A 25,208-nucleotide genomic window follows, 5' to 3' on the forward strand; every position below is an offset into this window, starting at 1 on the left:
GCGCCTCAGGCCCAGAGCGACTGCTCCAGCGAGTCCAACAGTGCCAGTGCCACCGCCGGTGAAGGCAGCCCGGCCTCCGCGGAGAGGCGCGCGTCCAGCGGCACGGCCATCTCCGCGCGCAGCACGGCCAGCGCCTGGCGCCGGGCCTCCCGAAGGATGGAGCGGTCCTCTTCGGACAGCCTGGGCGCGGCCCACGCGTCGATGTCCCACGACAGGCCCGCGTGGCGCGTCTCGTCCTCCGCGATGCGGACCATGGCCTCGCGGATCTCCGCATCCTCCGCGTGCAGTGCCTGGTGGTGGGCCAGCAGCGCGCTGTAGGTCTCCCGCACGCACCCCTCCACGGCGTTGTCGAGCAGCACCTCGCGCAAGGACCTCAGCGGCACGTCGGCCACGGAGGGCAGGGGAGGCTCGGCCCCGAAGTGACGCGCGAGCCGGGTGGTGACCTCCGCGTGCCGGACCTCGTCCTGCGCGCTGGCGAGCGCCGCGTCCTGCAACGCCTGACCCGCACCGTGCAGGGCCAGCTCCTCGCGCAGCCGGAGGAAGGCGTCGACGGACGCAGCCTCCAGCCGGGCGGCATTGGCGAACCAGGCGCCCCGGGCGTCCTCGCAGTCCTCAGCCTGTGCCTCCTGGAGTCCCACGGGCCTTCTGCCGGGATAGCAGCCCGTGTCGCCGTACTTGACCTTGAAGGCTTTGTGCTCGACCACCTCTCCCGAGGACGAGATGCGCACCGGCTTCCGGGACAGCCATGACTGCTTCTGGTCACAATCAACGCCCAGTTCCTCCAGGATCGTGAAGCCCTCGTCGGGATTGACGCCGACCCATGGCGGGGCCTCGGTGGAGGAGCAGACCTCGTAGCCGGCCGCGAATGCCAGGAGTGCGGCCTCCTCCGCCTGCTCGATGGCACCCAGCACCTGTTTGAGCGAATCCCTCGACCTGAAGATCCTCACGTCGTCGCCCCGGGTGGTCACCACGTAATAGGAGCTACACGTCGAAAGGGCGTCGCCAAGACACTTACCTCCAAAGCCTTCCATGCCTCCGTCGTCCAGCGACTGGCGCGCTTCCACACAGGCCTCTTTGTTGACGGCCGTCTCGCAAGCGTTTCCCGTGGTGAAGACGGACTGGGAGCCAGGGATTCGCTTCCTCTCGGCACGGGCTGGCTGCCCTCCACCGGGTCGTCGGGGCTTTGACGTGTCGGCGACGAGCTCCCAGGTGTACGAATACCGCCTCACCTCGACGAAGTCCGGCACGGGCACCATCCACGCCCTGTCGATTCCGGGGACCGCGTTGTAGAAGGGATATCCCTCCCTCGGAGGAGCCTCCGCGCACCGGATCCGGCGGTAGTTCGTCGCCAGCCGGCCAGCGGGCACGTCCGGCTTTACGTGCCGTTCGCCGTGGCATCCGGCAATCACAAGCGGCGTGGCCAGCGTTGCCTTCAAGGCCCTGGCGAACAGCCGCCGCAATCGCTCCGCGTTCAATGGCAACCCCCGTGTTGGCAGCCCGGCCCCTGCGCTGCCCCCAAACCCTATCAAACCGGTTCGGGACCATGCCCATGAAAAGCAGACGGGCGATGCACGCCGCAAAGCGCGCATCGCCCGTGGGAACGACCGTGGAACAGGTGCGGCCTACGCCCCCGCGTACTTGCGGCGGAACTCGTGGATCTCCGCCAGCCGGAACGTGCCCGGCTCCGGAGCAATCGCCTCCGGCGCGTCGTAGGGCAGGTTCATCAGCCGCTCGTACTCCTCCACCGACACGCGCTCGCGCTTCGCCAGCACCGTGTCCAGGTCCGCGCGGGCCATGCGCTCCGCGGCCTTCTCACCCACGACGCCGGTGTAGAACTCCGCGCAGGAACCGCTGCCGTAGGACAAGAGGCCCATCCGCTGGCCCGCCAGCGCCGCGCCCTCCGCGTGCAGCTGGCCCGCGAGCGCCAGGTACAGCGACGCCGTGTAGACGTTGCCCACCCGCGCGTTCAGCCCCAGCGACTTCGCCACCTGCGCGTCGTAGCTGGCCTGCGACTTCGCCGCCTCGTCGCGCGCCTCGGGCGTGGCCGGCCCGTTGGCCGAGTCCTCCAGGTCGCACAGCCGCACCTGCGCGTGCGCCTTGCGCGCCATCTTGCAGAAGGGCACGTGGTAGAGGATGCGCGCCAGCTGCTCGCTGGGCAGCTTCGAGTCCCACCGCACCAGCCCCTGCTCCATGGCGCGCTCTCGCCAGCCCCGGTACGCGCCCGCCATGGCGTCCAGGTAGCAGGTGATGGAGTAGTGACCGTCCACCAGCGCCTCGCGCCGGCCCACCGGACGCCAGAAGTCGTACACGTCCGCGGTGCTCACGCCGTTGAGCCCCACGTCCACCGCCAGCAGGTCCGGCGTCTCCGACACCAGCAGCGCCACCGCGCCGCCGCCCTGCGTGGGCTCGCCCGCCGTCTTCAGGCCGTAGCGCGCGATGTCCGTGCACACCACCAGCGCGGAGCGGCCCGCCGCCGCGCCGGACGCAATCCACTCCACCGCCGCCATCAGACCCGCCGTGCCGCCGTAGCACGCGTGCTGCGAGTCGAACGTGCGCATGCCGCGCGGCAGCTTCAGCAGGCCGTGCACGTGCGACGCGATGGGCTTGGAGTGGTCCACGCCCGTCTCCGTGCCCACCACCAGCATGCCCAGCTTGGAGGTGTCCACGCCCTGCTGCTGGATGAGCCGAGCGGCCGCCGTGGCCGCCAGCGACACGGAGTCCTCGCCCGGGTCGTTGACCGCCATCTCCTTCGCGCCCAGGCCCGCGGTGAACTTCGCCGGGTCCACGCCGCGCGCCCGCGCCAGGTCCTCGATGTCCACGTACCGCCGGGGGACCGCCACCGCCAGCGCTTCGATTCCAACCCGCTTCTTCATGGGGAGCTCCTCAAGATCAAAAGGTCGCGAATCCAGACGGCCTCACGCCGCCGGGGGCACCAGCACCAGCCGGCCCGCCACTTCCCGGTTCTCCAGCCGGAAGTGCGCGCGGCCCGCGTCCGCCAGCGCCACCTCTTCCGACACGAAGGGACGGACGAGGCCCTTGGCCGTCAGCCGCAGCGACTCGTCCAGCTCCTCGCGCGTGGTCGCGTACGCGCCAAGAATCTCCAGCTCCTTCACGATGACCAGGCCCGGGTTGAGGTTCACCACCCCGGACTCCAGGTTGCCCACCACCACCACGCGTCCACCGGGCGCCATGGCCTTGAGCGTCTGATCAAAGGTGGCGCTGCCGACGATCTCCACCGCCACGTCCACGCCCTGGCCCTGCGTGCGCTTGCGCGCCTCCGAACCGAAATCCAGGCCGCGCGAGACAATCACCTCGTCCGCGCCGGCCTCCTTGAGGGCCGAGACCTTCGCCTCGCCGGACGTGATGGCGATGACGCGCGCCCCGTCCACCTTGGCCAGCTGCACGGCCGCCAGGCCCACGCCGCCGCTGGCGCCGGTGATGAGGACCGTCTCACCGGCCTTCACCTTCGCCCGCGTGCGCAGCGTGTGCACGGCGGTGCCCAGCGTGCAGCACACCGTCGCGGCCACCGCCCAGGGCAGGTCGGACGGCACGCGGCCGAGGCCTCGCACCGGGGCCACCATGAACTGCGCGTAGCCGCCCTGGAGCTCCTCGCCGAAGAAGCGGTTGTCCGTCTTGCACAGGCTGTTGCGGCCGGCGAGGCACAGCGCGCACTCACCGCAGGACATGCGCTGCAGCGTCGCCGCGCGGTCGCCCACCTTCCAGCCCACCGTGTCCGGGCCCACCTCCACCACCTCGCCCGCGGCCTCGTGCCCCAGGATGGCGGGCACATGCGTGCGGGGCAGGTTGCCGCGGCGGTTGATGACGTCGTGGTAGCAGACGCCGCACGCGTGGACCTTCAGCAGCACCTCGCCCTTGCCCGGCCGGGGGACCGGCACGGTCTCCAGACGCAGGTTCTCTGCACTCCCAAACTGGCGAAGAACGACGGCTTCCATGCGGTGCCTCTTTTCCGTGTGGCTTGAAGATTGGGGAGATGTGTTTCAGCCGCCGACGAGCGCGTCGCGCAGGTTGCGGGGGTCCAGCGCGCGGATGGCCGACACCGTGCGCGCGTCCGGAAGGGAGGTGACGGGCAGCGCGTCCGGCACCGCGAACTCGAAGCCGGTCCGCTCTGCGATGCCGTCCACCGTGGCCCACGGGTGACGCGCCAACAGCCGCGCCCCACGGGGCCCGCCCAGCTCATACGTGCCCAGGTCGGAGATGAGCCGCACCGGACGGCTGGGGTCGCGCGTCGTGGCCACCTGGACCTGCGGGACCAGGTTGCGGCGCGACTGCCGGGGCACCAGCAGCACCGGGTTCTTCACCCACTGGCGCAGCGTGGCCGCGCCCGCGACGCCAGGGAACTTGGTGCGTGGCTTCTCCAATGTGCCGGACGCCGTCATGTTGGTACGGCCCGCCGGATCCACCTCCGCCGCGCCAAAGAAGACCGTGTCCACCCGGCCGCGCCGGGCGTGATCAAACAGGTCCGCGATGCTCACCTCCGCGGACCGGCCGTCCAGGTACCGCAGGTCCTCGGACGACGGGTACAGCTCCGGCAGCTCAGGGTCCAACGAACCGACACACGCCAGGTACGTCAGCCCCGGCGCATGCGTGGCCCGGGCCACCGCGATGGCCAGGATGACCAGCGGCGACGCCACACCCGTGGCCACCACCGAGCCGTCTTCAATCTCCCGCGCCAGCAGCGACACCACCGTCTCCGCGGGCGTCGCGTCCACCGTCGTCGTCATCATGCCGCGCTCCGGGTCGCGCGCAGCGACATGAGGAAGCCCTTCGCGTCGCCCGCATCCGCCGCGGCCAGGTAGGCCGCGAGCATCGCGTCGTCATGCGGGTACTGGCCCAGGCAGCCCGTGGGCAGCGCACCGCCGGGGGCGAGCACCACGCGCTCCACCTGGAAGGCGGGGATGGTGACGCGCGACAGCTTCGGCACGCGCTCCTCCACCGTGGCGATGATCCGCTTCGCGGCGCCCGCGACGAGCAGGTCCGTGGTGGGGTCTTCGATCAGCAGGTTGCCCTTGTCGTCCGCCGCCCGGGCGTGGATGAGCGCCACGTCCGGGTAGTACGCGGGCTCCACCGGCACGCGGCGGCCCGTGAACGGATCCTCCACCGTGCGCGGCGCGTCCACCTCCGCCAGCTCCGACACGTCCGCGTCCGGCGCGGGGATGAAGGGCAGCCCCATGGACGCCGCGCGCAGCCGCTGCACCACGCGGTAGCCGTCGTGCTCGCGCCATTCGATTTCGCCCGCCTCGATGGCCCGCTTGAGGCAGGGCAGGGGACGCACGCGGTTCTCCAGCACCAGCGCGCCGAAGGGCAGCTCCACGCGCTTGAGGCACCCGCCCGCGACCAGGAACTCCGCCGGCAATGGGTTGGGCAGGGAGATGAGCTGCAGACCGCGCTTCTCCTGCGCCACCAGCTCCAGCACCAGCGCCATGGGCGCGCGGCCGAGCATGAACCCGCCAGCCGCGATCGACGCGCCGTCCGGGATGGAGGCCACCGCCTCCGACAGGGAACTCCAACGGGCGCGGTTCACTGGGGCTCTCCTCCAGAACCGGAGCTGGAACCGGAAGCGGCGCGCGGCACCATGCGCAGCGCGGGCGCGTCTTCAGCCGAAGGGGCCGGGGCGCTCACGGCCGAAGCGGCGGAGGGAAAGAGCAGCTCCACCATGCCGTCGGCGATCTGCTCCTCGGTGAGGCGCCCGTCCGGTTTGAACCACTTGTAGACCCAGAGGATCATCCCCAGGAACGAGAACGCCGCCACCGTGGGGTCCACCACGCCGCGCAGGCGGCCCAGGCGGTTGGCCTCCGCGAAAGCGTCCTCCAGGAAGCGCACGTAGCGCTTCTTGCGCCGGTCGATGTACTCGCGCGCTTCACCGGTGAGCGTGGCGTGCTCGTGGAGGATGATGATGACCTCCTTGCTGCGGCCGCTCGTCACCAGGTGGATGTTCTGCCGCATGCACTGGCGCAGCCGCTCCACCGGATCCGCTACAGCCTGAACGGGCGCGAGGACCTGCTCCTCGAACACGTCCATCCCGTAGTTCATGATGGCGAAGAGCAGCTGCTCCTTGTTCTGGATGTGGTGGTAGAGCCCCGCCTTGGTCATCCGGCACGCGGCGGCGATCTCCTGCATCGACGTGCCCTCGTAGCCGCGCTCGCAGATGAGCCGCGCCGCCGTCTCCAGGATGGCCCTGTACCGCTCGCCCTCGTCCGGTTTGCGCCCCGTGGGTGTCATGCGTGCCTTCCCTCGCCGGCCTGCCTGCTCCTGCCGGGCTGAAACCACCTACCGACCGGTAGGTCACTTCACCTACCGACCGGTAGGTAGCACCCGGCGACGCGGTCCGTCAACGGGCAAGTACCGGAGGGCTGGTGGGATAAAGGCTTTTGGAAACAAGGACTTGGGACCACCCAACGGGTTAGGTTGCGGGCCTCCCATGCGGTCCACGCTCCTGCCCATCCTCCTCTTGTGCGCCGCGCTGGCGAGCGTGGGGGTGGGGGTCTGGACCCTGGTGAAGCGCAGCCGGACGACCCTGGTGGAGCAGTTCGCGGGGGACCGGCAGAAGCAGTTGGACGAGGCCGTGGGCGGCGTCACGGACTCGCTGGAGGAGGTGGGCAAGAACCTGCGCTTCGCCGGCGAGCTGATGTCCCAGCCGGGGACCCTGGCGGAGCACCGGCGGGAGCTGCGCGCGCTGCTGGAGGCAGTGGGTCAGTACAAGGCCATCGCGGCGTACGACGGCGACGGCGCGGAGCGGCTGCTGCTGTTGGATCGCAAGCCGGACGCGCAGGTGTCGCGCGAGGGGCTGGTGGCGGAGATGGCCGACACGGCGCGCCGCGCGTTGCAGCGTCCGCCGGGCGACCTCACCACGTCGCCCAGCCTGGACGCGGCCAACGGCGGCTGGCTGCGCATCCTGGCCACGGCGCTGCCCGCGACGGACGGCAAGCCCGAGGGCGCGGTGGCGGTGCTGGTGGACACGGAGTCGTTCTTCGCGCCGCTGCGCATCGTCACGTCGGACCTGGAGGCTCGGATGCTGCTCGTGGGCACGCACGGCCAGCCCACGCCCGCGAGCGACCCGGCCCTGACGGAGTGGTTCGGCCGCGCGAGCCAGAAGGACTCGGGCGTGCCGGGCTTCGCGTTCCTGGTGTCCCGGCTGAAGGCGGGCGCGCGCGGCATGCTGCCCCTGTCCGAACTGGAGGCGGAGCGGCTGGGGCTGGGGCGCGCGGAGGTGGTGGCCGTCTACACGCCCATCCGCATGCGCGGCGGCAGTCACTGGGCGGTGGCGACGCTGGTGTCCACCGCGGCGCTGCGTTCGCATGAGCAGTCGCTGGTGGTGCGGCTGTTGGGCGCGGGCGCGCTGGTGGCGTTCTTCCTGGTGGCCTTCGCGGTGTACGTGGTGCTGGCGCGGCGGCGCGCGGTGGCGCTGATGGAGAGCCGCCGGCACGCGGCCCAGCTCGCCGCGCTCCATGATCGGACGCGGAAGATCCTCGACCATCTGCCCACGGGCGTCCTCGCGCTGACGGAGGACGGGCGGATCAGCGCCGTCAACCAGGCCCTGCGCTCGCGCGTGCCCGGCAATGTGACAGGTGCTCCGCTGGCGTCCGCGTTTCCCGGGGCGCCGGAGCCGGTGGTGGAGCGGCTGTCAGCGTTGGTGGCGTCCGCGCGGCGGGAGGACCGGCCGCTGAGCCTGTTGGGCGAACCGCTGGCGCTCTTCGGTGAAGAGGGCACGTACAACCTGCACGCGGTGCCGCTGACCGCGGAGGATCCGAAAGAGGAGACGCGCGCGCTGCTGGTGGTGGAGGACCTGAGCGACGTGCGCGCGCTGGAGACGCAGCTGTTGCGCGCGGAGAAGCTGGCCACGGTGGGCGTGCTGGCGGCGGGCATCGCGCATGAGATCGGCACGCCGCTGGGCGTGGTGCGCGGCCGGGCGGAGTACGTGCAGAGCAAGCTGGGTCCGTCGCATCCTCAAGGGCCGGGGCTGGGCGTCATCGTCGAGCAGATCGACCGGGTGAGCCGCACGCTGCGCCAGCTGTTGGACTTCTCTCGCCTGCAGCCCGCGATGGTGCGGCCGGTGGCGCTGGGGCCGCTCGCCCGGAGCGTGCACGAGCTGTTGCAGGTGGAGGCGGAGCGGCGGCGGGTGAGCTTGAGCGTGGATGTGCCGGAGTCGGTGCCGGCGCTGGCGGCCGACTCGGATCAGCTCCAGCAGGTGCTGCTCAACCTCACGCTCAACGCCTGCGATGCGTGCAGCGAGGGCGGCACGGTGGAGGTCTCGGCTTCCGCGCTGGCGGGCCCGGAGGAAGGCACGTGGGGCCTGGTCGCGCTCACCGTGCGCGACGACGGGTGCGGGATTCCCAAGGAGCGCCTCAACCAGGTGTTTGATCCGTTCTTCACCACGAAGAAGCGTGGTCAGGGCACGGGGCTGGGGCTGACGATGGTGGCCCACGTCGTGCGCAACCACGGCGGACGGGTGGAGCTGGAGAGCACGCCGGGGCAGGGCACCCGCGTCACCGTGCTGTGGCCGGTGGCAAGAGCTGTCCCAGAGGAACGAAATGCCGAGCGACTTGCCGTCTGACGCGCGCATCCTCGTGGTGGACGACCACGTGGAGATGGGGCGCATGCTCCAGGAGCCGCTGGCCGACGCGGGCTGGACGGTGGACCTGGCCACGGGAGGGCAGGAGGCGCTGACGCTCATCCGCTCGCGCGTGTACGACGCGGTGCTGACCGACCTGCGCATGGAGAAGGTGGACGGCCTGGACGTGCTGGACGCCGCCCGCGCGGTGGACCCGGAGCTGCCCGTGCTGCTGATGACGGCCTTCGGCGGCGTGGAGAGCGCGGTGGAGGCGATGCGCCGGGGCGCGTACCACTACTTCACCAAGCCCTTCCGCCTGGACGAGGTGCGGCTGTACCTGGGCCGCGCGCTGGAGGACCGCCGGCTGCGCGCGGAGCACCGTGCGCTGAAGCAGGCGTCGCAGGAGCGCTCCGGCCTGGGCGCGCTGGTGGGCAAGAGCGCGCCCATGCGCGGGCTGTACGAACTCATCGACCGGGTGGCGCACGCGGCGGCCCCGGTGCTGCTCCGGGGCGAGAGCGGCAGCGGCAAGGAGCTGGTGGCCCGCGCGCTCCATGTCGAGGGCCCTCGCGCGTCCAACCCCTTCGTGGCCGTCAACTGCACCGCGCTACCGGGGCCGCTGCTGGAGAGCGAGCTGTTCGGCCACGTGAAGGGCGCCTTCACCGGAGCCACGTCCGTGCGGCGCGGCCTGTTCGTGGAGGCGCACGGCGGCACGTTGTTCCTGGACGAGATTGGCGACATGCCCACGGAGCTCCAGGCGCGGCTGTTGCGCATCCTGGAGGACGGCGAGGTGCGCGCGGTGGGCTCGGACGCCAGCCGCACGGTGGATGTTCGCGTGGTGGCCGCCACGCACCAGGACCTGGAGGCGCGCGTGAGGGAAGGGCGCTTCCGCGCGGACCTCTTCTACCGGCTCAACGTCGTCACGCTGCGGGTGCCCTCGCTGAAGGAGCGCCGGGAGGACATCCCCCAACTGGTGGAGCACTTCACCGCCCGCTCTCGAGCGCGCAACCCGCGCTCCCGCGTGACGTCGCTGTCACCGGAGGTGGTGGCCGCGCTGGGCGCCATGCCCTGGCCGGGCAATGTGCGCGAGCTGGAGAACCTGGTGGAGCGGCTGGTGGTGCTCGTCCCTCGGGAGACGGTGACGCTGGAGGACCTGCGGCCCCACGCGCCGGTGCCCTCGGCGGAGGAGGCCACGCCCTTCGCCCAGGCTCGGGAGGGCGTGTGGACCCTGCGCAAATTGGAGGGGGAGTACATCCACTGGATGGTCCAGCACTGCGGCGGGAACAAGACCCGCGCCGCGGAGCTGCTGGGCATCGATGTGTCCACCATCCATCGCCGCGAGCGGGAGCGGTGAGCGGGCTGTCTCCTCGCGCGGGCTGACAGCCGGGCGGCCGGACGAACGTCCGTGAAAGAGCCTTCGCCGGGTTGCCGCACGGGCAGCGGGGGCCCATGGAATGGGCATGCCCACGCCTCGCCCCGCCGGGACCGAAGTGTCGTGGAAGCTGCTCTTCCTCGCCTTCGCCGCCGTCGTGGGCAGCTTCTTCGTGACCAGTTGGATCGTCCAGCGATCGTCCGGGGTCATCAGCGATCTCTCCAATAAGATCATCTACAACTCTGCGCCGAGCATCGAGCACCTCGCGCTCGTCCGCAGGGCCGTGCTGGAGGCCGAGCTGGTCCTCGCCCGGTTCATCAATGAGCCGACGCACCGGGGGGAGCTGGACCGGGAGCTGGAGACGGCCCTGTCGGAGGCGAGGGCGGGCATCAGCGAGTACCTGGACCTGACGGCGCTCCCGGGCGAGCAGGCGGTGAGGCGGGACGTGCAGGAGTCCTGGTCGCGCTTCGAAGCCGCGGTCAAGCAGGCCCGCACGGACGCGGCATCCATGCGGGAGGGGGAGGAGGGGGCGCTGTTCGAACAAGAAGTCGAACCCCCGGGCCGGCGCCTCCTTGAGGACATCACGCGCTCCATCGAATGGAACGCGGTCCGGGGACGGGAGCTGGCGGAGCGCATCCGCGAAGCGCGCCGCGAAGCCGTGTGGCTGAGCACGAGCCTCCACGCGCTGTGCGGCATCCTGGCCGGGGTCGTGGCGTGGTTGCTCCATCGCGAACTGCAAGGACGCCGCGCGCTCGCGGACGCGCACACGAAGTTCGTCGAAGCGCGAGCAGAGGAGCTGGAGCAGTTCGCGGGCCGCGTCGCGCACGACATCCGCAACCCGCTGTCCTCGGCCCGGATGGCCGCCGAGCTCGGCTTGCGCAAGACCCCGGAGGAATCCTCTCGCGCGCCCTTCAAGCGCATCATCCGGAGCCTCTCACGGGCGGATGCCATCACCGGCGCGCTCCTGGACTTCGCCCGCTCCGGAGCCCGGCCGGATCCCGGTGCCCGGGCCGAACCCCGGGCGATCATCACCGACCTGCTGGGCGGCTTCGCGGTGGAGGCGGAGCAGGCCGGCATCGAGCTGCGTCACGAGCCCGTTCCGCCGGTCCTGGTGGCTTGCAGCACCGGCGTCTACCTGAGCCTGCTCGGCAACCTGATCCGCAACGCCATCAAGTACATGGGCGATGCGACGACCCGGCGGGTCACCCTCCGCGTGGAGGACACGGGGGCCTTCATTCGCACCCGCGTCAGCGACACGGGGCCGGGCATCACGCCGGAGCTCCTGCCCTCCCTGTTCGAGCCGTACTTCCGCGTCAAGGGGAGCAGCGCCATCGCCGAAGGGCTCGGGCTGGGGCTCGCGACCGTCAAGAAGCTGGTGGAAGGGCACGGGGGCCGGGTGGGTGTCACGTCCACGCGCGGGAAGGGGAGCACGTTCTGGTTCGAGCTGCCGCGGGCGGGCTCTTCCTCCTGGGACGTCTCCCCGCCGCCGCACGACGCTCCAGGCACGAGCCCCCTGAACTAGGCCCGCGTGGCAATCCGCCACGGGGGGCTGGCGGATTGCCACGGTCCACGGGTGATCACTCGGTGGCCCCGGGGGACGGTGGTTCCGGCATGTAGCTTGCTGTGACGTGGGACCGTGGTGTCCCTGCGCACAACCCGGGCCTTGCTGCTCGGTGCGGATGAGTCCCTGGCCTCGCTGCTGGCGGACGTGCTGGGCGACCTGGGCATCGCCCTGTTCCTGGACGCGGAGGACGCGGCCCGGCCGGACCTGGTGCTGGCGCACGTGGAGCGCGGGGAGGCCATCCTCCCGGTGATGACACGCGCTCGGGACTGCGCCGCCACCGCGCCCGTCGTCGTCCTCCTGCCCTTCGCGGACGAGCGCCTGGTGTCCCGCGCCCTGTGTCAGGGGGCCCGGGCATGTTTCGCGCTGGGCAGCCCACTCGATGAGCTTCGCGCCCTCCTGCGCTCGCACTTCCCTCTGTTGGAGACCACCCATGGGTGAACCGATGGCCGTCGTCACCGTGCTGCGTCCCGTTGTCCCCTTGCGTGAAGTGGAGCGCCGCCCGGTGGCTCCGGTGTTGGACTCGGGGGAGCCCTCCCTCTTCCAGGCCGGCCAGGTCCGCGTCACCGCCGAGCGGCTCGTCGTGGGCGGCCAGAGCTGGGCGCTGCGCGACGTGCTCCAGGTGGAGACCGCGCGCCGCACCCCGAAGGTGTGGCCCTACCTGCTCGCGGTGGGCCTGGCCGGGGCGCTGGGGCTGCCGCTGTTGTCCTGGCTGTCCATCAGCGTGACGGCGCTGAAGGGCGCCTACGAGGCGGGGCTCGTCCTCACCGCCCTGGGCCTCTTCACGTCCATGGCCGCGCTGCTCGTGGTGGAGGACACCCACTACCTGGTGCTGGGGCTGCCGGGCGGCTCGCGCCGCGTCTTCGGCAGCCACGACGCCCAGCTCATCGCACGGCTTGCGGGGACGGTGCGGGCCGCGTGTCAGCGGCCGTGAGCTGGTCGCGCACCCGCGAGACGATCTCGTAGGAGCGCAGGCGCGCCGCGTGGTCGAAGATCTGCGCGGTCACCATCAGCTCGTCGGCTCCGGTCTGCTCGATGAGGGACTGGAGGCCGTCGCGCACGCTGTCCGGCGAGCCCACCACGGTGCACGCCAGCATGTGTTCGATCTCCGCCAGCTCCATCTCGTTGAGCTGACCGTCCATGCTTTCCACCGGCGGCAGCAGCGGGCCCGGCCGGCCCCGGCGCAGGTTGATGAAGGCCTGGAGCAGCGACGTGAAGAGGCGTTGCCCCTCCTGGTCCGTGTCCGCGGCGAAGACGTTCACGCCAATCATCGCGTACGGCTTCTGGAGCACGTCCGACGGGCGGAACTGCGTGCGGTACAGGTGCAGCGCGCTCATCATCTGCGCGGGCGCGAAGTGCGACGCGAACGCGAAGGGCAACCCCAGGGCCGCGGCCAGCTGCGCGCTGAAGGTGCTGGAGCCCAACAGCCACAGCGGCACGTGCAGGCCCGCGCCCGGCACCGCGCGCACGGCCTGCCCCGGCACCGGGTCCTTGAAGTAGTTCTGCAGCTCCACCACGTCCTGCGGGAAGCTGTCCGCGCCCCCCAGGCCCCGGCGCAGGGCGGCGGAGGTGCGCTGATCCGTCCCCGGCGCGCGGCCCAGGCCCAGGTCGATGCGGCCGGGATAGAGCGTCTCCAGCGTGCCGAACTGCTCCGCGATGATGAGCGGCGCGTGGTTGGGCAACATGACGCCGCCCGCGCCCACGCGAATCGTCTTCGTGCCCCCCGCCACGTACCCGATGACCACCGACGTGGCCGCGCTGGCGATGCCCGTCATGTTGTGGTGCTCGGCCAGCCAGAAGCGCTTGTAGCCCAGGGCTTCCGCGTGGCGGGCCAGGTCCAGGCTGTTGTGGAGGGCGAGGCCGGCGTCGCCCCCGGAGATGACGGGGGACAGGTCGAGGACGGAGAAGGGGATCATCGGGGGGACCCTCGCGCCACGGGGGCGGAAAAGCCCTTCGATAGCCAGGGCCCTCGGGGTTTTCACGGCATTGACGCACCGCTCGGGCGCTCGGGCCCTCCGGACCGCCAGGCGGAGGCCATCCCACCCATCAGCCTGGCTTCAGGCGTGCGGGGGGCCGGCCTTGCGCTCGGACTTCGCTCGAACCAGCGCGGCGTGCGCGCGGTCCAGGGTGCGGTGCGGATCCTCCTCGCCCCGCACCGTCACGGCGATGGACACGCACGCGGGCTGGCCGGGCACGTCATGGAGCTGCTGGCGCGCGGCCTCCGCGCCCACGGCGTCCGCCCCGGGCAGCGCGAGCAGGAGGGTCCCCCGTCCAGCGCACCACGAAGCCCGGGGGAGGACAGAGGCCTTCCGCGTGCCGGGCCAGCTCGCGCCGCGCCGCGTCGCCTCTGGTCCCGCGCGCCGGCTGAGCAGCGCGTGGATGCCCAGCGCGTCCTTGAGCTGCCAGGCGCGCACGCGCAGCTCGTCGAACGCCGTCACCACCACCACCGCCGTGTGGCGTGCGTCCGAGCGGCCTCTCAGCCACGCCAGCAACGCGAACCCGTCCACCCGGGGCAGCGCCAGGTCCGTCACCAGCAGCGTGGGTGAGCCGCGCTGACGCACCAGCTCCTGGGCCTCCGCGCCATCGCGCGCCACCACGCCTTCCAGTCCCTCTTGTTGCGCGAGCGCGAGCAGCCCCGCGGCACGGTGGCGATCCGGTTCGGCGATGAGGGCGTAGCGGGGCATGTCGGTCCACTCATGCTGCCATGCGTGCCGCGCTTGCGTACCCTGGCCCTTTGTCCAGGAAAGGGCCGCCCGTCCATGGGCCGACGGTGCGAGGCGCTAGCGCGGTACTTCCAGCAATTGCGAGACGTGCTCCGCCAGGTCCGGCAGCGGCTGGGGCTTGCTCAGCACCAGGTCCACGCCCAGTGCCTGCGCACGCGTCCCCAGCTCCGGCGTCGCGAACGCCGTCAGCAGCACCATGCGCGTGGCGGGCGAGGACTCGCGCACCCGCTCCGCGATGATGAGCCCTTCCTCGGACTGCGTTCCGCTCAGCCGCAGGTCGCTGATGACCAGGTCGTACCGGCTGCGCTTCATGTGCTCCAGGGCCTCATTCAGGTCCGTGGCGGAGTCGACCTTGTAGCCGGCGCTGGCGAAGAAGCGGCCCAGGACCCAGCACAGGACCGTTTCATCATCGACGATCAGCAGGTTCCGGGGCACACACGAAGGCATGAGCAAGTGAGGGGCCAGTGCCCCCGAGGATAGAGGAAGGAAGTCATTACAACGACTTGGCCCGGTGGAAGCACGTCCGCCGCGCGCGTCTGTCCAGCTTGCGGATCCACTTTCCAGAATCCGGACTGAATCAGGCAATGACGGCAGCCTGGAGGCTCACCGCATGGGGATGGGCTGGGGCTGGTCCTCATTGGCCGCGGCGGGAATCAGCGCGGACAGGTGGAGGATGAGCACCGGCATCAGCTGCGGCTTGGGCAGCAGCCTGGTGATGCCACTGGTCCACGCCGAGTGCCGCACCTCGTCCAGGGGCAGCGCCGTCATCAACAGGATGGGAATGTGCGCGTCCTGCAGGCGCAGGTCGCGCGCGAAGCGCAGACCTTCTTCCATGCCGGGCCGGCCGAAGGGGTGGTCGATGAGGATCGCGTCGAACAGATTCGCATCCAGCAGGCCGCGAGCCTGGGAATCCGTGCGAGCGGTGAGGACGGTGAAGCCCGCGGCCGTCAGGTGACGCGCCGTTGCCCCACGAACCGGGGGCTTCGAATCGAGGAGGAGGATTTTACCGTGCATGCACAACAACAGTGCAGCTGTTGTGCCGGGCAGGGCGTCATACGCCCATTCCAGTCATTGCAAGGGATTGGAAGGGAGGGGGCGAGCGAGGATGGGCCCGTTTTCCAATTCCTGGACCAGTCTCCGGAATCTGGACGAAAAAAGGTCGTACCCTGCCGCGTCCGCGGGCCGTGAATTAATAGAACGCAGGTCCCACCGGGAGCCGAAAGATGCCCGAGCCCGTGAAGGATGAATCACTCCAGCTCCTGCTCGCGCGCGCTGACGACCGCCGGCCGGTGCTGGAGGACGGGCTTCCCGCGGACTCCACCCGGGATGCCCCCAGGCCCGCGCCGCTTCCTCGCCGTGCCGAGGGCATGACGCTGGAGCGGCCCGACGCGAACCCGAATGACCTGCCCGCGCAGCGCTGGGGTGTCATCGCGCCCCTGGGCACGGCGGGCGACGCCATGCTTCGCGCCATCGAGCCGCTCCTCCAGCACCGCGAGCAGGAGCAGGGCGCCGCGGTGATGCGCTACCGCGTTCCTCCCGGCATGGACGCGAACGCGGCGGTGCGCTGGAAGGAGTCGGTGCACCGGGCCGAGGACGTCCCCGAGGAGGAGCGTCCCAGGTACCTGCTGCTGCTCGGGGACCTGCCCGACGTGTCCATGGAGTTGCAGCACGTGCTCGCGCATGGCGCGTTCGTGGGACGGCTTCACGTAGGGCTGCCCGACGGTGAACCAGACCTCGCGGGCTACACGTCCTACGCGGGGAAGGTGATCGCGGCCGAGAAGCAGGGCGCGCCTCCGGAGTCCCCCGACATGCTCCTGTACACGGCGCGGGACGGGACGACGGCCACGACCTCCGGACACCACCTGCTGGTGGAGCCCTGCCGGCAGGTCATGGAGACGCGGTGGAGGCAGAAGCGGCCCGCGTTGAAGGTCCAGGAGGTTCCCTATGACTACGCGGACGCGGACGCGCTCCTGGAGGCCGCGGCCGCTGCGCGCTCGGCGGTGATGCTCACGGTGGCGCATGGGTTGGGGCGGCCCTCGATGGGCTGGGCTTCTGCCCAGGAGCAGCGGGCGATGCAGGGCGCGCTGACGCTGGGCGGAGGCCCACCGCTCACGGGAGCCATGCTGCGGGACACGCCCTTCCTGCCCGGAGGCATGTGGTTCAGCGTGGCGTGCTTCGGCGCGGCGACTCCACCGGACAGTGCGTTCCATGCATGGCTTGCGCAGATCGCCGCGGCTGGCGGGTTCGCGGGCCGTCCTGACTCCGTGCTGCACAGCCTGCCCAGGGCAGGGGAGCGTCCCTTCGTGGCGGCGCTGCCCCAGGCCCTGCTGGCGAATCCGCGCGGCCCGCTGGGCATCATCGGCCACAGCGACCTGGCGTGGACGCTCGGGTTCCTGGACTCGGAGGACATGACGCGCGGCCGTGCCTCGCGTGTCCTCTCCGCGCTCCAGATCCTGTCCAACGGCAGCCGCGCGGGCGTCGCCCTGGACGCGTTGATGAGCGCGTACCGGGGCGTCAACGACGCGCTGCTGGCGGGCTACCGGGCGCGGCAGGACGCGCAGGTGTATGGCATTCCGGATCCTGTTGACCCGAAGCGACAGGGTCATCAGTGGATGCAGCGCAATGACTTGCGCGGCTATGTGTTGCTCGGAGACCCCGCTGCAAGGCTTTCAGGGCAGCAGCCGTAGCGTCGGGGGCGGCGTCACGAGCGGATCCCGTCCCTGGGCCCTCTCACATTCCGCATAGCCGCTGCGCGCCTGCTCCTCGCGTTCATCCAGGTAGCTGCGACGGACGTCCGGAGGAAGGCAGTCCTTGTTGACGGCCCGAAGCCGCCGCTGGAGCTCCGAGACATCCAGGGGCCAGAGCTGTGCCTGTCCATCGGCGCACACCGTCAGGACCTGCTGTTGCCCGGCCGGACTGAACTCGGCGGATGCGACCTCCGACTCACAGCCCTGGATCACCAGGGGCACGCCCGTTCCGTCCGCCCTCCACACCCGCGCGGTCTGGTCAACCGAGGTCGTCACCACCCACAGGCCATCCGGGCTGAAGCTCGCGGAATTGACGACGTTCAGGTGTCCCTTGAGCACGACGGGCGTGCCCGTTCCGTCCGCCCTCCACACCCGCGCGGTCTTGTCAGCGGACGCTGTCACCACCCACAAGCCATCCGGGCTGAAGCTCGCGGAATAGACGTCACCTCCATGCCCTTTGAGCACGACGGGTGTGCCCGTCCCGTCCGCCTTCCACACCCGCGCGGTCTGGTCCTCGGACGCCGTCACCACCCACTGGCTGTCCTGGCTGAACTCGGCGGAGAGGACGCGGCGCTCATGGCCCTGGAGCAGCACGGGCGTGCCGGTTCCATCCGTCCTCTGCACCTTCGGGACCCGGACAAACGCGGTCACGACCCACTGACCGTCGCGGCTGAACCGGGCGGAGCGTGCATCGTCGGACTTCAGCACCCGCGGTGTCCCGCTCCCGTCCGCCCTCCACACCTGGGGCTCGCCCCCGGACGTGATCAACACCGACTGGCCATCCGGACTGAACTCCGCGGACCCGATGGGCCTGAGCGGATTCTTCAGCATCACCGGAGGGCCCATCCCATCCGTCCGCCACACCCGCGCACTCCCGTTCTCGAAGACAGTCACCAACTGGTGTCCATCCGGGCTGAACGCGGCCGACAAGACGGGACCCGCGCGCCCATCGAGCACCACGGGGGCGCCCGTCCCCTCCGTGCGCCAGACGCGTGCCGCTCCGTCGGCGCCCGCCGTGACGACCCGCTGCCCATCCGGGCTGAACCGCGCGGACCGGACCGCGTCGGCCGCCTCTCCGGGACCCTGGAACACCACGGGAAGCTCCGGCCCGCCCGCCTTCCAGACCCGGAGGGCTCCATCACTGGACGCGGTGATGATCCGCTGGCCGTCCCGACTGAATCGCGCGTCCGCGACCCAGCCCTGGTGCCCCTGGAGCGCCCGGGGGGAGCCTCTTCCATCCGCCCTCCACACCCTTGCGGTCCCGTCGAACGACGTGGTCACCACCCACTGGCCATCGGGGCTGAACTCCGCGGAGGTGATGGGGTCTGTATGGCCATTAAGGACGGTGGGAGAGCCCGTCCCATCCGCCTTCCACACCCGCGCCGTCTTGTCCTCGGAAGCCGTCACCACCCACTGGCCATCGGGGCTGAACGTGGCGGAGTTCACGCTCCCCTCATGCCCGTTGAGCACGACGGGCGTGCCCGTTCCGTCCGCCCTCCACACCCGCGCCGTCTTGTCCTCGGAAGCCGTCACCACCCACTGTCCATCCGGGCTGAACTCGGCGGAGAAGACGGGCTTCGTGTGCCCCTTGAGCACGATGGGCGGGCCCTTCCCATCCGCCCGCCATACCCGCGCCGTCCTGTCCCAGGAGGCGGTCACCACGCGCCGCCCCTCCGGGCTGAAGCGCGCCGACAGGACCGAGGCCTGGTGTTCGCCCAGCATCACGGGCTCGCCGGTTCCATCCGCCCGCCGCACCTGCACGCTCATGTCCGCCGAAGCCGTCACCAGCCACTGGCCATCCGGACTGAACCTCGCGGAGTGGACGGTGTCCTCGTACTTCCAGAGCGCCTCGGGCGTGCCCGTCCCATCCGCCCGCCACACCCGGACGGTGGCGTCCCGGCTGGCGGTGGCGACCCATTGCCCGTCCGGGCTGAACTCGATGGAGTCGACGATGCCCTCATGGCCCGTCAACGCCACGGGGGTGCCCGTCCCGTCCACGCGCCATACCCACGCCGGTCCTTCCCGGGAGGCCGCCGCCACCCGCAGGCCGTCCGGGCTGAACGCCGCGACGTTCAGCGGAGCCGTTCCCTGGAACGTCACCTCCGGGAGGGGTTCCTTCAGGACGTCATGCGCCAACTGCGTCCACCACCGCGCCTGCTCGGGCTCAGGCACTTCGAGCAGCAGCTTCGTGGCCATCGCGGCGTAGCCGCGGCCCTGCAGGTCGCGAGCCCCCGCCATCAACGCCAATCCCCGCGCGTCTCGCGCCTGCTTGACGGCCTCCTGCTTCGCGCCATCCGCGGCCGTCTTCGCCCGCTCCGCATGGGTCCGCTCCGTCCAGGCCCAGATGAGCAGCAGGGCCATCAGCGCCGCCACGCCCACCGCCACCGAGGCCAGGATGATGAGCCTGCGCCGCTCGGCCGCTTCACGCCGGCGCTGTCGCTGCCCTGACTCCCGCTCGATGCGCTGCTGCTTGAGGTCGAAGACCTTGCGCGCGAGCCAGTCGTGTCCCAGTTCGAAGTACCGGCTGCCCTGGTGCTGCTCCGCGTGCAGCACCGCCGCCGCTTCCAGGTGCGTCAGCACCTCGTCCGCGTGCTCGGGTGGCAGCTCGGCGCGGGCCTCCTGCTCCGTCAGCAGGGTCCGGCTGCCGTCGCTCGCGATGAGGTGCTGCTCCAGCAACCGGCGCGCCGCCCGCTTCTTGTCGGAGCCGAGCGCATCCAGCGTCGCCTCCAGGTAGCGGTGCACCATCGGCTCCGCGGCGACAGGCTCCACGGCCTGGCCCCGCGCCCGTTCGTCCCACAGCGCCCGGCAGACGATCTGCGCGAACGCGGCCTGCACCTCGGCGTCATCGTCCTGTTCGCCCTGTCCCGCCATGCGCACCTGCCGCATCAGCGCGCGCACCTCCTGCTCGGACCAGGGCTGCGTGGGCAGGCCCTTCTCGGTGGCCAGCCGGCACGACACCCGCACCATCTCGCCCACGGTGAGCGGCCCCAGCCGGAAGCCCTGCTCCAGCAATTCGCGCCGGCCCCGCACGCGGTCACGGAAGCGCCCCAGGTAGTCCTCGCGCATCGCCAGCACGAGATGCAGCCCGCGCACCGGCTTGCGTGCCAGCGCGTCCAGCCCCTTCAGCAGCGCGCCAGTCGCCTCCACGTCGCGCCCCGGAAGGAAGAGCTGCTCCAGTTGGTCCAGGTAGATGAGCACCGGCCGGTCCGAGCGCTGCGACGCGAGCTCCAGCGCCGAGTCCAGCGCCTCCACCGTCCCCGCTTGCTCCGGTGGAGGCCCCAGCTCCAGCTCCGCGTGCATCGTGCGCACGAGCCGCGCCAGCGGAGCCTCCCCCGCGAGCCACCCGTCGATGCGCACCGTGCGGAACTCGTGCGCCTCCTCCAACAGCGGAATCACGCCGGCCTGCATCACCGACGACTTCCCCGCGCCCGAGGGGCCAAAGAGCGTGAGGCACGGGTGCGCGAGGATGCGATTCACCAGCCGCTGCGTCACGGTCTCGCGGCCGAAGAAGCGCTCGCGGTCCGCCGCGCGGTAGGGCTGCGGCCCGAGGAAGGGATTCACCAGGCCGTTCATCGCGAACCTCCCTGCGTCCCCGTGCCGAGCGACTCGGCCACCGCGCCCGCTTCCGCCTGCACCACCTGGATGCCAGCGCCCGCGGGCAGGCCCCGGCCTGACTTCCAAGACTCCGCCTCATGCACCCCGGGCTCCAGCAGCACCAGGCTCTTGCGAGGGAGCGGCCGGCGTCCGAACAACCGAGACAGCAGCATGCGGTGGTTCCATGCCAGCAATGACAGTCCAATGAGCAGCGCGGGGCGGCTGTCCAGCGTCCCCAGGATGGCGTCCGCCAGGTCCGGAGGCAGGACGGACTCCAGGTCTCGCACGCCGTGCAGATAATCGTCCTCCGTGAGCAGGGGCGTTTCGAAGACGCGGTCGGGCAGGTAGCCCCGGTACAGCCTCACCAGCGCCACGTCGCGCGACGGGTCGAAGTCCAGGGGCAGCGTGTCGATCGGTTCCCAGTCCTGCCCTGGCAGGCGCCGTCGGATCAGCGCGGAGCCCTCGTCGGGCGTCGACGGCTGGATGACATAAAGCGGCAGCTCGGGCCGGTGCAGCGCGAGTGCCTGCTCCAACACAGGCATGCGCAAGAGCGTGATGTGCACGCCGGGCCTCAGCCGCCGCGCCAGCGCCTCCACCAGCGGAAGCGTGGGCATCGCATCCCGGAACACCTCCTGGAAGTGCGAGTCCAGCGTCTTGGGCCCGAAGCGCAGCGTGAACCGCTGCGCCAGCGCGCTCATCGGCAGCGCCTCCGGCACGGCCCAGGGCGTGCCCCGCATCCGGCCGTGCAAGAGCTCCCGCAGGTCCTCGTCCGTGGTGCCCCCGTGGTCGCCCAGCACCAGGGAGAAGGGACGTGAGACCAGGTCCAGGAGCCCGCGCAGGGACGGGTCCTCCGTGCGCACCGGTTCGGACCGCACGGGAGCACGGGGCGTGGCGTTCACCCGGGCGGGCCGGAAGGAGAAGAGGGTGGTGTCACTGCCTCGCAGGTACAGGACGGGGGAGAAGGCCTCGGCGCTCTCGCCGAACTCCGTGAGCACCGTGCTGCGCGCGTCATGGAGGCAGCGGGCCACGTCGCCCCGGTGCCGGGTGTCTCCCACCAACGCGCGATAGAAGGCCCGCGAGCACGCGCGCGCCACGTCTGTCTTCACCGGCCACAGGTGCGCCACCACCGCGTCCGCGCCGCCCTGCGCGAGCAGCTCCGCCGCGCTCGTCAGCGCCCCCGGTTGAGCGCCCTGACAGGCTTCGAGCACCACCAATCGCAGGTCGCCCCGGAAGGCTCCCGCCAGCTCCTTCGCCAGCAGCTCCACGGAGAGCCCCGCGGACGCGCCGTCCGCATCCGTGAGTTGCAGGACCGGAGCCCCCTTCGCGTCCACGCCGCCATGACCGATGAAGTGCAGGATGTGCGGCGCGGGCTCCGAGCGGAGCCGGTCGATGACGTAGTCGCGCCGCGAGCGGGCCCCCACGAGCGGCTCCATCCACTCCAGCGCTCCGGAGTCGATGGCCGGCTGGAGCATGGCGCGCAGGCGGGCCGGTGCCTCTTCGTCCAGCGGCGAGACGACGAGCAGCCGCACGGCCCCAGTGACCTCGCGAGGAAGCCAGGGCTTCGTGGACTGCACCCCGCGCACGATGCACAGCTCCGGCGAGATGCCGAGGAAGTCGAGCGGCCCGGACGGTCCACAGAGCGCCTCCCAGGGAAGCGCCTGGAGCTCGCGGTCCCGGGGCAGCAGGCGCAGCAGCAGCGGCTTCTTGCTCCCGATGTTGCGCGACACGCCGCGCAGCTCGAGCAGCACCTCCTGGAGCCCCTCGCGGAAGAGGGCGGAGTGCAGCGCCCGCGCCTGCTCGGCGGACTCCAGGGGTACTCCGCGCACGGCTGCGTCCCGCACCCACTCACCGAAGCGGCGGAGGGACTCGCGCGAGTGCGCGGGCCCCAACCTGTGCGGCGCGGGCTGTTGGCCTCCGCTGCCCCGCGCTGTTGCGCTGACCTCATCGCCAGTCAGCGCGAGGTCGACCTCCAGCCAGAATCCGGGCGCCGTCGTTCCGCTCGTGCTCATGCGAGCGGAAGCCTACTCCGTCCTCATGGCACCTGGAGCAAGCGGCCGTATCAATAGAAAGTACGTCCGAGCATGGAGGCCTCGACGACGGCCGTTTCGCCATACACCGAGATGTACCAGGTCCCCTGGCTCGGGTAGTAGAGGGAGCAATACTCCAGGTTGCTGTCCGTGGCACCGGAGCGGCAGTCGTAGTTCGTCAGCGTGGGCGCTGCGTTGTAGCGCACGTAGAGGGTGCCATTGCCGGTGCCCTTCTGGAGCGACACGGTGAACGCGGGGATGCCCGACGGCAGGGTCAGGGAGTAGTGCTTCCAGCCGCCCTGGGCGGCGCTCACATGCTGCAGCGTCGCCCGCGGCGCGGTGCTCAGCCGCGGGGTCATGTAGTCGATGAACCCCTTGAGGTACGCAGCCCGCTCGAAGATGTTCGGCGCCGAGCAGCCCAGGTTGTAGCTGGCGACGCCCACCAGCTTCTTCCCGGAGGGGCCGTCCACCACCAGCGGGCCTCCCACGTCCCCCGTGCAGAAGGCGTTGCCCTGCGCCGAACCATCCGCCCCCAGTTGGTCGGTGGTGAGGGGTTGCCCCAGCGCCAGGGAGGCATCCGCGTTGGACATCAGCGGCACGCTCATCTTCATCAACGCGTCTGGGATTGCACTGCCGGGGGTTGTCTGCCCCCAGCCCGAGAGCGTGGCGATGACGCCCGGATCGGTGTAGCCGGCGGAGACATCCGCCGCCGTCGCCACCGGCAGGGCCGCCACCGTGGTGCCATTGAGCGTCAGCGGGGTCATCAACCGCAGGAGCGCCGCGTCCTTGCCCTGCGTCGGATCCCACGAGCCAATGAGGGGAATGATGTCCAGCAGCGTACTCACCTGACCCGCGCTGCTCATCGCCGCCAGGCTGTTGCTGCCCGCCGCGACGCGCAGGGTGCTGGGATGCGGGGGCGTCACGGTGCCGGTCCCCAGCACGCACTGGCGTGAAGTGAGGACCCAGTGGGTGTTGATGATGGTGCCGCCACACAGGTGGTTCCCGGCCGCGTCCTGGAGGGACACCATCCAGGGGAACTCCCCGGCGGCGGCGGGCGTGGCGCCCAAGAGAGGCCGAGCGGTCTGCGCCACGGCGGGTGGATCACCGACCGCTTCAGGGCCACAGCCAGCACCCAGGGACAGGAAGCCCAGCGCGACGGTGGCACGCAGGGAAGGGGACCACGGGAAGGCCGAGCGGGGAGAGGTCATGCAGCCACTCTACGGTTCGTCCTCTGGGGGCGAGCAGGCTTGTTTTCACCGCTTGAACTGGGTCCGCGACCAGGTCTGGCGCTCCTTCAACAGAGACAGCGAGCGGCGGCGCCTCCTCGAATGAGCACGCCGAAGGGCTGGTGGCCGGATATATCAGTCTGATATATCTGGGTGGAGGAGGCAGTCATGGCGAGGGAGAGCACCTGTCGGTTCGCCATCCTGGGGATGCTGTGCCGGGAGCCGATGAGTGGGTACGACCTGCGAAGCACCATCGAGCGGTCGGTGGGCCACTTCTGGCAGGAGAGCTACGGCAACCTGTACCCGACGTTGGAGCGGATGGCGGAGGAGCGGCTCGTCGAGCTCGAGCCGGAGGAGCGCTCACGGGGCGGACGGATCCGCAAGGTGTACCGGGTGACGGCGGCGGGGCGGAAGGCGCTCGCTGAATGGCTGAGGCGGCCGGTGCTCCCCCACGTCGAGCGCAACGAGCTGTTGCTCAAGCTCTTCTTCGGGGCCCAGGTGGGGCCCGCGGACTCCCTGGCGCAGGTGGAGCGCAGCCGCGCCGAGGCCGAGGGGCTGCTGGCGGTGCTGCGCCTCATCGACGAGGACGTACGCCACGCCCGGCAAGACGATCCGGAGTTTGCCTACCAGCACTTGTCGATTCGCGCGGGGCTGCTCGGGCTGGAGGCGCACCTGCGCTGGTGTGACGAGGCGCGCGAAGCACTGGGGCGCATGAAGCCGACGACAGGTTCGACGAAGAAGAGGGGAGCGCGATGAGCGGTCATCCGGACGAAGGAGCGCGGCGTCTGTCCATGTTCATGCCGTGGCTCGCCCTGGGCGTCGGGGCTGGACTGGTGCTGTTGCTGAACACGGAGTGGGCGGTGCTGCCCGGCTGGCTGATGGGCGCCCTGTTCCTCTTCTTCTCCCGGAGGCAGCGGCCCGCGGTGGGCTTCGTGGGGCTGCTGGTGGCCAACACCATCGCCGTTTACGTGGCGAACCTGGGAGTGTTCCCGGGCTCCGCCGCGAGCGCCTTCGGCATGGCCTTGGGAGGCGCGGTGGTGGTCGCGCTGCTGTACCTGGCGGACCGGCTCGTCGTGGGGCCACGGGGCACCTTCGTGGGGACGCTCTTCCTGCCAGCGGCGACGACGGGGCTGGAGCTCTTCAGCAGCCTGGGCAATCCATTCGGCACCTGGGGCGTGCTGGCCTACACCCAGGCAAAGGTGCCGGTGCTGGTGCAGCTGGTATCGGTGACGGGGTTGTGGGGCCTGACGTTCGTCCTGGTGTGGTTCGCCACGGTGGCCAACTGGGCGTTCGAGCACCGGGATACGGGGCGCCGCGTCCTTCCCGGGCTGGCGGTGTACGCGGCGGTACTGGTGGCCATCCTCGGCTTCGGAGCGCTGCGGCTCGCGGGGG

Annotated in this window: 20 protein-coding genes and 1 pseudogene; 8 read left to right on the top strand and 13 right to left on the bottom strand. The window is 71.0% G+C overall.

Annotation, left to right across the window (positions count from 1 at the left end):
- Positions 1 to 5: 5 nt before the first annotated feature.
- The 6 genes from D7Y11_RS11605 to D7Y11_RS11630 form a co-directional block, all read right to left on the bottom strand.
- Positions 6 to 1,064, bottom strand: coding sequence for a ferritin-like domain-containing protein (locus D7Y11_RS11605; RefSeq protein ID WP_233607262.1), 1,059 nt, complete (start codon positions 1,062 to 1,064; stop codon positions 6 to 8).
- Between the two features lie 558 nt (positions 1,065 to 1,622).
- A complete protein-coding gene (locus tag D7Y11_RS11610) occupies positions 1,623 to 2,873 on the bottom strand; it encodes a hydroxymethylglutaryl-CoA synthase family protein (protein ID WP_126933724.1) in 1,251 nt (416 codons plus the stop codon).
- 42 nt (positions 2,874 to 2,915) lie between these two features.
- Positions 2,916 to 3,953 carry a zinc-binding dehydrogenase gene (locus tag D7Y11_RS11615; protein ID WP_126933725.1) on the bottom strand — a complete coding sequence of 346 codons (1,038 nt, stop codon included), beginning with the start codon at positions 3,951 to 3,953 and terminating at the stop codon, positions 2,916 to 2,918.
- Between the two features lie 45 nt (positions 3,954 to 3,998).
- A complete protein-coding gene (locus D7Y11_RS11620) occupies positions 3,999 to 4,742 on the bottom strand; it encodes a CoA-transferase subunit beta (RefSeq protein WP_121752904.1) in 744 nt (247 codons plus the stop codon).
- Positions 4,742 to 5,542, bottom strand: coding sequence for a CoA transferase subunit A (locus D7Y11_RS11625; RefSeq protein ID WP_126933726.1), 801 nt, complete (start codon positions 5,540 to 5,542; stop codon positions 4,742 to 4,744). Before D7Y11_RS11625 ends, D7Y11_RS11620 begins: the two co-directional genes overlap by 1 nt.
- Positions 5,539 to 6,240, bottom strand: coding sequence for a TetR/AcrR family transcriptional regulator (locus D7Y11_RS11630; protein WP_121752906.1), 702 nt, complete (start codon positions 6,238 to 6,240; stop codon positions 5,539 to 5,541). The genes D7Y11_RS11625 and D7Y11_RS11630 overlap by 4 nt, the downstream gene beginning before the upstream one ends.
- 199 nt (positions 6,241 to 6,439) lie before the next feature.
- On the opposite strand from D7Y11_RS11630, the gene D7Y11_RS11635 reads away from it, so the two are divergent.
- From D7Y11_RS11635 to D7Y11_RS11655, 5 genes are all read left to right on the top strand, one after another.
- A complete protein-coding gene (locus D7Y11_RS11635) occupies positions 6,440 to 8,572 on the top strand; it encodes an ATP-binding protein (RefSeq protein ID WP_121779954.1) in 2,133 nt (710 codons plus the stop codon).
- Positions 8,562 to 9,920, top strand: a complete 1,359-nt coding sequence (locus D7Y11_RS11640) for a sigma-54 dependent transcriptional regulator (protein ID WP_121760543.1) — start codon at positions 8,562 to 8,564, stop codon at positions 9,918 to 9,920. Before D7Y11_RS11635 ends, D7Y11_RS11640 begins: the two co-directional genes overlap by 11 nt.
- Positions 9,921 to 10,026: 106 nt before the next feature.
- Positions 10,027 to 11,460, top strand: a complete 1,434-nt coding sequence (locus D7Y11_RS11645; protein ID WP_126933727.1) for a HAMP domain-containing sensor histidine kinase — start codon at positions 10,027 to 10,029, stop codon at positions 11,458 to 11,460.
- Positions 11,461 to 11,577: 117 nt separating this feature from the next.
- The gene (locus D7Y11_RS11650) at positions 11,578 to 11,940 is read left to right on the top strand and encodes a DNA-binding response regulator (RefSeq protein WP_233597392.1); all 363 of its coding nucleotides are present in this window, start codon (positions 11,578 to 11,580) and stop codon (positions 11,938 to 11,940) included.
- Entirely contained in the window at positions 11,933 to 12,433 is a 501-nt protein-coding gene (locus tag D7Y11_RS11655) for a DUF6232 family protein (RefSeq protein WP_126933728.1), read from the top strand. The genes D7Y11_RS11650 and D7Y11_RS11655 overlap by 8 nt, the downstream gene beginning before the upstream one ends.
- Here the strand turns inward: D7Y11_RS11655 and D7Y11_RS11660 are convergent.
- The 4 genes from D7Y11_RS11660 to D7Y11_RS11675 all read right to left on the bottom strand — a co-directional run bounded on the left by D7Y11_RS11660 (position 12,384) and on the right by D7Y11_RS11675 (position 15,236).
- The gene (locus D7Y11_RS11660; RefSeq protein ID WP_121752909.1) at positions 12,384 to 13,415 is read right to left on the bottom strand and encodes an LLM class flavin-dependent oxidoreductase; all 1,032 of its coding nucleotides are present in this window, start codon (positions 13,413 to 13,415) and stop codon (positions 12,384 to 12,386) included. The genes D7Y11_RS11655 and D7Y11_RS11660 overlap by 50 nt on opposite strands.
- 141 nt (positions 13,416 to 13,556) lie before the next feature.
- Positions 13,557 to 14,183 carry a response regulator transcription factor gene (locus D7Y11_RS44240; protein WP_233607263.1) on the bottom strand — a complete coding sequence of 209 codons (627 nt, stop codon included), beginning with the start codon at positions 14,181 to 14,183 and terminating at the stop codon, positions 13,557 to 13,559.
- A gap of 96 nt (positions 14,184 to 14,279) precedes the next feature.
- The gene (locus tag D7Y11_RS11670) at positions 14,280 to 14,669 is read right to left on the bottom strand and encodes a response regulator (RefSeq protein WP_120580329.1); all 390 of its coding nucleotides are present in this window, start codon (positions 14,667 to 14,669) and stop codon (positions 14,280 to 14,282) included.
- A 156-nt stretch (positions 14,670 to 14,825) separates the two neighbouring features.
- Positions 14,826 to 15,236 carry a response regulator transcription factor gene (locus tag D7Y11_RS11675; RefSeq protein WP_126933729.1) on the bottom strand — a complete coding sequence of 137 codons (411 nt, stop codon included), beginning with the start codon at positions 15,234 to 15,236 and terminating at the stop codon, positions 14,826 to 14,828.
- A gap of 209 nt (positions 15,237 to 15,445) precedes the next feature.
- Between D7Y11_RS11675 and D7Y11_RS11680 the strand changes: the two genes are divergently transcribed.
- Positions 15,446 to 16,909, top strand: a complete 1,464-nt coding sequence (locus tag D7Y11_RS11680; protein WP_126933730.1) for a hypothetical protein — start codon at positions 15,446 to 15,448, stop codon at positions 16,907 to 16,909.
- Here the strand turns inward: D7Y11_RS11680 and D7Y11_RS11685 are convergent.
- From D7Y11_RS11685 to D7Y11_RS11695, 3 genes are read right to left on the bottom strand one after another with little or no spacing between them, the layout of a single operon-like run.
- Complete coding sequence (locus D7Y11_RS11685) at positions 16,892 to 20,542, bottom strand: hypothetical protein (protein ID WP_126933731.1); 3,651 nt, start codon at positions 20,540 to 20,542, stop codon at positions 16,892 to 16,894. The genes D7Y11_RS11680 and D7Y11_RS11685 overlap by 18 nt on opposite strands.
- On the bottom strand, positions 20,539 to 22,572 hold the full coding sequence (locus tag D7Y11_RS11690; protein WP_126933732.1) for a CHAT domain-containing protein: 2,034 nt from the start codon (positions 22,570 to 22,572) through the stop codon (positions 20,539 to 20,541). Before D7Y11_RS11690 ends, D7Y11_RS11685 begins: the two co-directional genes overlap by 4 nt.
- A gap of 50 nt (positions 22,573 to 22,622) precedes the next feature.
- Positions 22,623 to 23,798: a trypsin-like serine protease gene (locus D7Y11_RS11695; protein ID WP_120580324.1), complete on the bottom strand. Its 1,176-nt coding sequence runs from the start codon at positions 23,796 to 23,798 to the stop codon at positions 22,623 to 22,625.
- A 186-nt stretch (positions 23,799 to 23,984) separates the two neighbouring features.
- On the opposite strand from D7Y11_RS11695, the gene D7Y11_RS11700 reads away from it, so the two are divergent.
- Positions 23,985 to 24,572 carry a PadR family transcriptional regulator gene (locus D7Y11_RS11700; RefSeq protein ID WP_121752915.1) on the top strand — a complete coding sequence of 196 codons (588 nt, stop codon included), beginning with the start codon at positions 23,985 to 23,987 and terminating at the stop codon, positions 24,570 to 24,572.
- Positions 24,569 to 25,208: pseudogene (locus D7Y11_RS11705) on the top strand (apolipoprotein acyltransferase); the annotation flags it as partial. The gene D7Y11_RS11700 and the pseudogene D7Y11_RS11705, both read left to right, overlap by 4 nt.

The organism is Corallococcus sp. AB018, assembly GCF_003986945.1.
In the GTDB taxonomy this organism is placed as follows: Bacteria; Myxococcota; Myxococcia; order Myxococcales; family Myxococcaceae; genus Corallococcus; species Corallococcus exiguus.

Excerpts from the sequence above, each read along its gene's own strand:
- D7Y11_RS11620 (WP_121752904.1), bottom strand. The coding sequence starts at position 4,742 with ATGACGACGACGGTGGACGCGACGCCCGCGGAGACGGTGGTGTCGCTG.
- D7Y11_RS11645 (WP_126933727.1), top strand. The coding sequence starts at position 10,027 with ATGCCCACGCCTCGCCCCGCCGGGACCGAAGTGTCGTGGAAGCTGCTC.
- D7Y11_RS11670 (WP_120580329.1), bottom strand. The coding sequence starts at position 14,669 with ATGCCTTCGTGTGTGCCCCGGAACCTGCTGATCGTCGATGATGAAACG.
- D7Y11_RS11690 (WP_126933732.1), bottom strand. The coding sequence starts at position 22,572 with ATGAGCACGAGCGGAACGACGGCGCCCGGATTCTGGCTGGAGGTCGAC.
- D7Y11_RS11635 (WP_121779954.1), top strand. The coding sequence starts at position 6,440 with ATGCGGTCCACGCTCCTGCCCATCCTCCTCTTGTGCGCCGCGCTGGCG.
- D7Y11_RS44240 (WP_233607263.1), bottom strand. The coding sequence starts at position 14,183 with ATGCCCCGCTACGCCCTCATCGCCGAACCGGATCGCCACCGTGCCGCG.
- D7Y11_RS11685 (WP_126933731.1), bottom strand. The coding sequence starts at position 20,542 with ATGAACGGCCTGGTGAATCCCTTCCTCGGGCCGCAGCCCTACCGCGCG.
- D7Y11_RS11615 (WP_126933725.1), bottom strand. The coding sequence starts at position 3,953 with ATGGAAGCCGTCGTTCTTCGCCAGTTTGGGAGTGCAGAGAACCTGCGT.
- D7Y11_RS11695 (WP_120580324.1), bottom strand. The coding sequence starts at position 23,798 with ATGACCTCTCCCCGCTCGGCCTTCCCGTGGTCCCCTTCCCTGCGTGCC.
- D7Y11_RS11655 (WP_126933728.1), top strand. The coding sequence starts at position 11,933 with ATGGGTGAACCGATGGCCGTCGTCACCGTGCTGCGTCCCGTTGTCCCC.
- D7Y11_RS11660 (WP_121752909.1), bottom strand. The coding sequence starts at position 13,415 with ATGATCCCCTTCTCCGTCCTCGACCTGTCCCCCGTCATCTCCGGGGGC.
- D7Y11_RS11700 (WP_121752915.1), top strand. The coding sequence starts at position 23,985 with ATGGCGAGGGAGAGCACCTGTCGGTTCGCCATCCTGGGGATGCTGTGC.
- D7Y11_RS11610 (WP_126933724.1), bottom strand. The coding sequence starts at position 2,873 with ATGAAGAAGCGGGTTGGAATCGAAGCGCTGGCGGTGGCGGTCCCCCGG.
- D7Y11_RS11630 (WP_121752906.1), bottom strand. The coding sequence starts at position 6,240 with ATGACACCCACGGGGCGCAAACCGGACGAGGGCGAGCGGTACAGGGCC.
- D7Y11_RS11675 (WP_126933729.1), bottom strand. The coding sequence starts at position 15,236 with ATGCACGGTAAAATCCTCCTCCTCGATTCGAAGCCCCCGGTTCGTGGG.
- D7Y11_RS11680 (WP_126933730.1), top strand. The coding sequence starts at position 15,446 with ATGCCCGAGCCCGTGAAGGATGAATCACTCCAGCTCCTGCTCGCGCGC.